Here is a 6695-nt window from a genome sequence, read left to right as displayed (position 1 = left end):
ACTTCATAAAAAAGTTCGCACCTTCTTTTCGTAGTTCTCACCATTTAAAACCGTTCCTGCCTGCCGGCAGGCAGATTGACAAAGTGAGAATAGGCGAACTCAGGTTAATAACTTAAATCAATAAGGTTTTGATAACCTTGCACCTTTCTTACAATATGCCCTAAATTTGTGGCGAGTCAACAAATTAAGAATATGAACAAAGATTTAAGAATCATTTATATGGGAACACCTGAATTTGCTGTTCCTGCACTGGAAATATTGATTGAAAACAAATGGAATGTCGTAGCTGTGGTCACTGCTCCTGACAAACCAAAAGGGAGAGGTCAGAAAATGATCCCATCTCCTGTAAAGCAAGCCGCATTGGATTTCAATATCCCAGTCCTCCAACCTACAAACCTCAAATCAGAAGCGTTTTTGGAAGAGTTGAAAAGCTACCAAGCGGATATACAGGTGGTGGTTGCCTTTAGAATGCTTCCGGAAGTAGTTTGGAACATGCCTCCAAAAGGCACATTCAATCTCCACGCATCCCTCCTGCCTAATTACAGAGGGGCGGCACCTATCAATTGGGCCATTATCAATGGTGAAAAAGAAACCGGAATCACTACTTTCTTTTTGAAACACGAGATTGATACCGGAAGTGTTATATTCCAAGAAAAGGAAGCCATTCTCCCTGAAGACAATATCGGAACCCTTTACGAAAGACTGATGCTAAAAGGCTCCAAATTGGTTTTGAAAACAATAGAAGCCATTTCTTTGGGTGAAGTTACCCCAAAACCACAAGATGAAAACTTGGCCAAACACCATGCACCAAAAATCTTCAAGGAGACATGTGATATTGATTGGGGCAAGTCAGCTGAAGAAATCCACAACCTGGTCAGGGGATTGTCCCCCTACCCTGCAGCATATACTTCTATTGTTGGAAAAAACTGTAAAATATTCAAAACAGAGGTAATACAATCAGACAACAAAAACCTTGATTCGGGGGATTTTGAATCTGATGGAAAAACCCATCTTACCTTCCAGACAGGAGCAGGAAGCCTCAAAATCCTAGAGCTCCAGTTGGAGGGTAAAAAACGAATGAAAATCGATGACTTTCTGAGAGGTAATAAGTTATAGACAGAAAAGCATATCACCATGAAAGTACCTTCAGCAATTGTTCCGGATGAATTCAACTTCATCATTAACCCTGAGCTTCCTCATTCTGGCAATATTGGGATTGTATCCATCAGTCCGATCAATTTCCCCCTAGACTGTCCTCTGATTACTAATTGTTTGTATTGTATTTTTTGAATTTCATATCAGTAATTCATACCTTTAAAACCTAATTGAAACCCATCCATCATGAGAAAAATTTACCCCATACTATTGATCTCTTTCCTAGTCTGTATTTCTTTTGAATCTCAAGCACAGCTTGGAAACCGGCTAAAACAAGCCGCTTCGAGAGGCTTGGGCAATGCCTTGGAAAAGAGGGTCGAAAAAGAAGCCGAGAAAATTGCGCAACGTCAACTTGAAAAGACATTTGAAAACATCTATGGCCCTGATATGCCAAGTGGTGGCGGATTCAACATAGGAAAGATTTTAGAAGGAATTGATGCCAATATCGAAACAGCCGATTCATATGATTTCACCAGCTATTCGGTAATGGAGATTACCAGTCTGGACGAAAAAGGGAAGCCATCTGACCCATTCCAGATGAAAACATACCTGAGCAAAGATGGCCTGATCGCTGCAATTGAGATTGAAAACCAAGACAAGAAAAACAATTCGGGAAAAACTGTGATCATTAGCGACTTTGAGCGCAACGCTTCGATTTTTTTGATAGAATCTGATGGCAAAAAAAGCAGCCTCGCTTATGGATATGATTTTGAGACACTTGAAGACAGCTCAACCCTTTCAAATTGGGAAGAGGAAATGGAAAACAATGATTTCAGCTTAAAAAAGACAGGGAACACCAAAAGTATCCATGGGTACAAGTGCGATGAGTATGTGAGTGATTCAGATGATGGCACTGCCACTTTTTGGATAACAGACCGACCGATAGATGGCAAAAGTTCTATTTGGTCAGACAACAACCCACTTTTGGGTACACAAGCATACCAGAGAAGCAAAACGGCATGGAAAGATGTCCCAAAAGGCAACATGATGGAAATGTTGTTTGAAAGCAAAAAAGACAAAAGCAAATCAGAGTTAAAAATCATCGAACTGGACAGCAACACTTCCACTTCATTCGTAATGGCAGACTATCCGAATATGCTCAAATCGGAAAACTAGCTGTTATTTCATCTTCGAAATTCCAAATACAGATTTGATACTACAGAGAGCTTCCCTACACGGAAGCTCTCTTTTTTTACCAAAATTTTGAACTTTATATCTTCTGATATCTTCAATTCGATTTTTTGGCTTAAAAATCCTTGGTATCTTGTAAGCCAAACATCCCAAATATCAAATTGACTATCTCGATAATTGTAGCCAAAGCAAAGAACAATGTTATTGGCAAAGACAACCAGCTCGTATGGAGACTTTCTTCAGACCTCAGGCTATTCAAGAAAATCACCACAGGCCACCACATCATCATGGGCAGGAAAACCTATGAGTCAATGGGAAAACCACTGCCAAACAGAACTTCCATCGTCATCACACGAAACAAAGATTTCAAGATCCCCGAGGGCCATCACGTAGTGAATTCTCTGGAAGAGGCCGTGCGTTTGTGTATTGGCAAGAACTTGGGACAGGTATTTATAATTGGCGGAGCCCAAATCTATTCAGAAGCCATCGCTATCTGTGATGAAATGCTGATAACCGAAGTAGATGCCAATCCGGAAGGTGATGTCTATTTCCCCAAATTCAACAGCTCAGAATGGAAAAAAGATGCTGTTGAACATTTCTACAAAGATGAAAAGAATGAATACAACTTTGATTTTGTCACCTATAAAAGAGTGAAGTCATGAGTACTTCAGTAGTTTGGATTACAGGAGCATCCTCAGGGATTGGGGAGGCTTTGGTTTATGAATTTGCAAAATCGGGCTACCAGGCAATCATCTCATCAAGAAAAAAAGAGTCGCTTGAAAGGGTCAAGTCAAAAACGGTTGACCCAAACAATATCTTCGTCCTGCCATTGGACTTGTCAGACAGTGGAAACTTTGATGAAATTGCCGCCCAGGCTATCGCTGCATTTGGCCATGTAGATATTCTCATAAACAATGGTGGAATCAGTCAAAGGTCACTTGCCGTAGACACCAAGCTTGAAGTGGACAGGAAAATCATGGAAGTGAATTATTTTGGGTCGATTGCATTGAGCAAGGCTATTTTACCACATTTTATTGCCAGAAAGAATGGCCATTTCGGTGTAATCAGCAGCTTGGTAGGAAAGTTCGGTTCCCCTTATAGATCTTCCTATGCCGGGGCAAAACATGCATTGCATGGCTTTTTTGATTCCTTGAGGGCTGAAAACTTTAGGGAGAATATCAAAGTTACCATGATATGCCCTGGATTTATCAAGACAAATGTGTCCATCAATGCCTTGACAGGAGATGGCAGTCCATTGAATGAAATGGATGATGCACAAAACAAAGGGATGTCTCCCGAAGCTTGTGCAAAGGCTATCAGAAAAGGAATGGAATCCCATAAATTGGAAATCCTAGTTGGCGGAAAGGAAACCATGGCAGTATATCTGAAAAGGTGGTTTCCAGGTGTTTTCGCAAAATTGATCCAAAAAGCCAAGGTGCGTTAGTCAAGACTGGAATGAACTAAAAAGTCACCATTCATAAAAGCCCACCTCAAATAAAAGAGTTACAAATGACCAACTATATAGAAGTAAAGGCAGAAATACTAGCCATAGGAGATGAATTGCTTTACGGGCAAATCAATGATACAAATAGCCACTGGATAAGCCAAGAGCTTGATAAAATCGGAGTCCGGGTAATCCACAGATCCACTGTTGGGGACAATAGCGAATCCATGCTGGCAGCTTTTGAGGCAGCCGAAAAAAGGGCTGACATCGTGTTGATGACAGGCGGCTTAGGCCCTACCAACGATGATTTGACCAAGCCCCTTCTAGCAAAATATTTTGATTGCGAAATTGAACTTGTACCAGAAGCCCTCGAAGCGGTGAAGACATTTTTTGAAAAAAGAGGTAGGGAACTGACGGAACTCAACCGGCTACAAGCACATCTACCAACCAAATGCACTTATGTTCCAAACGTGGTTGGGACGGCTCCGGGTATGTGGTTTGAGGAAAACAACACGCTTTGGATGTCTATGCCGGGAGTTCCCCACGAAATGAAAAAACTGATGAAGGATTTTGTCATTCCCAAAATCAAAGAAAAATTTGAGTTGCCAGTCATTTACCACAAAGTAATAAAAACTGTAGGAATCGGGGAAAGCTGGCTCGCAGACTTGATCAAAGATTGGGAAAAGAACCTTCCGCAAAACATTAAACTGGCTTACTTACCTTCATTGGGACAAGTAAAACTGAGACTCACTGCATTTGGGAACGATTATGATGAATTGCAAGCAAATGTGGAGACCCAAATCGACTTGGTGAAGCCTTTGATAGAAAAATACATCTATGGATACAACCTTGAATCCCTGGAAGAATCCATAGGCAGGCTTTTGAAACAGAAAAATAAAAAAGTAGCTTTGGCAGAGAGCTGTACCGGAGGATATATTTCCCATTTGATTACCAGTATCCCCGGCAGCAGCAAATACTTCCAGGGAGCATTGGTTCCCTATCATAATGAGTTTAAAAACAGCCTGCTGAATGTAGACAAAACTGTACTCAAAAACCATGGGGCTGTAAGTGAGCAAACCATCACATTGATGGCGGAAAATATCAGGGAACAATTCAATGCAGACTATGGATTGGCAAGCAGTGGAATCGCAGGACCTGAAGGCGGCTGGGCAGAAAAGCCTGTCGGTACCGTTTGGATTGCGTGTGCAATGGACGGAAGAACCATTTCCAAAAAACTTCAATTGACACAAGACAGAATGCTGAACATCCAGCTTACAGCAGTGGCTACCTTGAATTTGCTCAGATTGAGCATTCTTGAAGAAACAGAATAAAAATTATGTTAAATGATTTTGTTAAAGACAAAATAAAATTTAATTTTAAAAGTTAGAAATAAACCCAATAAAATATAAAACAAACATGGCAACTGTAGAAATGATAATGCCCAAGATGGGTGAGAGCATTATAGAGGGAACCATTCTTACATGGCTCAAAAAAGAAGGTGATACAATAGAACAGGATGAGTCTGTTCTAGAAGTTGCCACAGATAAAGTTGATACGGAAGTACCTGCGATATATGGCGGTGTACTGAAGAAAATACTTGCCAAAGAAGGTGAAGTAGTGGCTGTAGGTGCAGCCATAGCACTGATCGAAACGCAAGAAGAGCAAACCGTATCCGATGAAAAAGGAAAAGCAGAACCAACTACCCCCAAGGAGGAATTGGTAGCGGCCGCACCTGAACATACTGCCACACTTATAAGCCAATCTTCCCCTGAGAAAACAGGTGAAGGTGACGACAGGTTCTATTCACCTCTGGTCCAAAGCATCGCCAAAGCAGAAAATATCTCGAAAGCAGAGTTGGCAAACATCCCTGGATCTGGTAATGAAGGAAGGGTAACCAAACAGGATATACTTCAATATCTCAAGGATAGGGATTCCCAAAAAGCAAGTCTAAAACCTTCCATCAGCTCCCCAATGCCAAAAGCAGAAGTCAGCATATCTGCCAATGACGAGATCCTGGAGATGGATAGAATGCGTAAGATGATTGCGCAGAGAATGCTGGATTCCAAAAGGATTTCGCCTCATGTCACCTCATTTGTGGAGGCAGACGTCACGAATATAGTCTTATGGAGAAACAAAGTAAAAGAGGCTTATAAGAAAAAAGAGGGAGAGGCATTGACCTTCACCCCATTCTTTGTACAGGCTGTAGCTAAAGCCATCAGGGATTTCCCAATGATCAATATCTCTGTAGATGGCGACAATATCATCAAAAAGAAAAACATCAACATTGGCATAGCTGTGGCATTGCCTAGCGGAAACCTCATAGTACCAAATATCAAAAATGCGGACCAGTTCAACCTTACTGGGTTATCCAAGAAAGTGAATGACTTGGCAGCTCGGGCGAGAAACAACAGGTTATCTCCAGATGAACTAGGAGGTGGTACTTACACAATTTCTAATGTAGGATCATTCGGTAATGTGATGGGGACACCTATCATCATGCAGCCTCAGGTAGCGATACTTGCTGTAGGAGCCATCACCAAAAAACCTGCTGTAGTAGAGACACCCACAGGTGATGTCATTGCTATCAGGCACAAAATGTTCCTTTCCCATTCGTATGACCACAGGGTAGTGGATGGTTCACTAGGGGGGATGTTTGTACGGAGGGTTGCTGATTATTTGGAAGAGTTTGACCTGGAAACAGAGCTTTGATAAAACTGGCGAAAACTAAACTACTATCGGCTAAAGACCGATAGGTTTGGTTTCGCCCAAAGGCGACTAAAATGCATCCGAAACTTAGTGTTTGTGGTTATAATTTTTACCACAATGATCAGAAAGTAAAAACACCAAGTTCACAAAGAAAAAAACACTAAAGTCTTCGCCTGAAGACGAGGAATTTTCCTCCATAGTGAGGCATTAAAGATCCACTAAAACAAACCTTTGTCGATAAAACACCAATCGTAGAACC

General features: G+C 41.3%; 6 protein-coding genes. All 6 read left to right on the top strand.

The window, feature by feature from the left end:
* Positions 1-192 precede the first annotated feature (192 nt).
* The 6 genes from fmt (at position 193) to ACFSKL_RS02060 (ending at position 6439) form a co-directional block, all read left to right on the top strand.
* The gene (gene fmt, locus ACFSKL_RS02085; RefSeq protein ID WP_376883065.1) at positions 193-1116 is read left to right on the top strand and encodes a methionyl-tRNA formyltransferase; all 924 of its coding nucleotides are present in this window, start codon (positions 193-195) and stop codon (positions 1114-1116) included.
* Between the two features lie 225 nt (positions 1117-1341).
* Positions 1342-2271 carry a DUF4412 domain-containing protein gene (locus ACFSKL_RS02080; RefSeq protein ID WP_376883063.1) on the top strand — a complete coding sequence of 310 codons (930 nt, stop codon included), beginning with the start codon at positions 1342-1344 and terminating at the stop codon, positions 2269-2271.
* Between the two features lie 140 nt (positions 2272-2411).
* Positions 2412-2948, top strand: a complete 537-nt coding sequence (locus tag ACFSKL_RS02075) for a dihydrofolate reductase (protein ID WP_376883061.1) — start codon at positions 2412-2414, stop codon at positions 2946-2948.
* Positions 2945-3730, top strand: coding sequence for an SDR family oxidoreductase (locus ACFSKL_RS02070; protein ID WP_376883059.1), 786 nt, complete (start codon positions 2945-2947; stop codon positions 3728-3730). The genes ACFSKL_RS02075 and ACFSKL_RS02070 overlap by 4 nt, the downstream gene beginning before the upstream one ends.
* A 65-nt stretch (positions 3731-3795) precedes the next feature.
* On the top strand, positions 3796-5061 hold the full coding sequence (locus ACFSKL_RS02065; RefSeq protein ID WP_376883058.1) for a competence/damage-inducible protein A: 1266 nt from the start codon (positions 3796-3798) through the stop codon (positions 5059-5061).
* Between the two features lie 85 nt (positions 5062-5146).
* Positions 5147-6439: a dihydrolipoamide acetyltransferase family protein gene (locus ACFSKL_RS02060; protein ID WP_376883056.1), complete on the top strand. Its 1293-nt coding sequence runs from the start codon at positions 5147-5149 to the stop codon at positions 6437-6439.
* Positions 6440-6695: the final 256 nt, after the last annotated feature.

Source organism: Belliella marina, assembly GCF_042682445.1.
Classification (GTDB): Bacteria; Bacteroidota; Bacteroidia; order Cytophagales; family Cyclobacteriaceae; genus Belliella; species Belliella marina.
Note: the sequence above shows the minus strand (reverse complement) of the source record. Positions and strands in the feature narration are given on the sequence as shown.

Coding starts and splice junctions, on each gene's coding strand:
- ACFSKL_RS02070 (WP_376883059.1), top strand. CDS start 2,945: ATGAGTACTTCAGTAGTTTGGATTACAGGAGCATCCTCAGGGATTGGG.
- fmt (WP_376883065.1), top strand. CDS start 193: ATGAACAAAGATTTAAGAATCATTTATATGGGAACACCTGAATTTGCT.
- ACFSKL_RS02080 (WP_376883063.1), top strand. CDS start 1,342: ATGAGAAAAATTTACCCCATACTATTGATCTCTTTCCTAGTCTGTATT.
- ACFSKL_RS02060 (WP_376883056.1), top strand. CDS start 5,147: ATGGCAACTGTAGAAATGATAATGCCCAAGATGGGTGAGAGCATTATA.
- ACFSKL_RS02065 (WP_376883058.1), top strand. CDS start 3,796: ATGACCAACTATATAGAAGTAAAGGCAGAAATACTAGCCATAGGAGAT.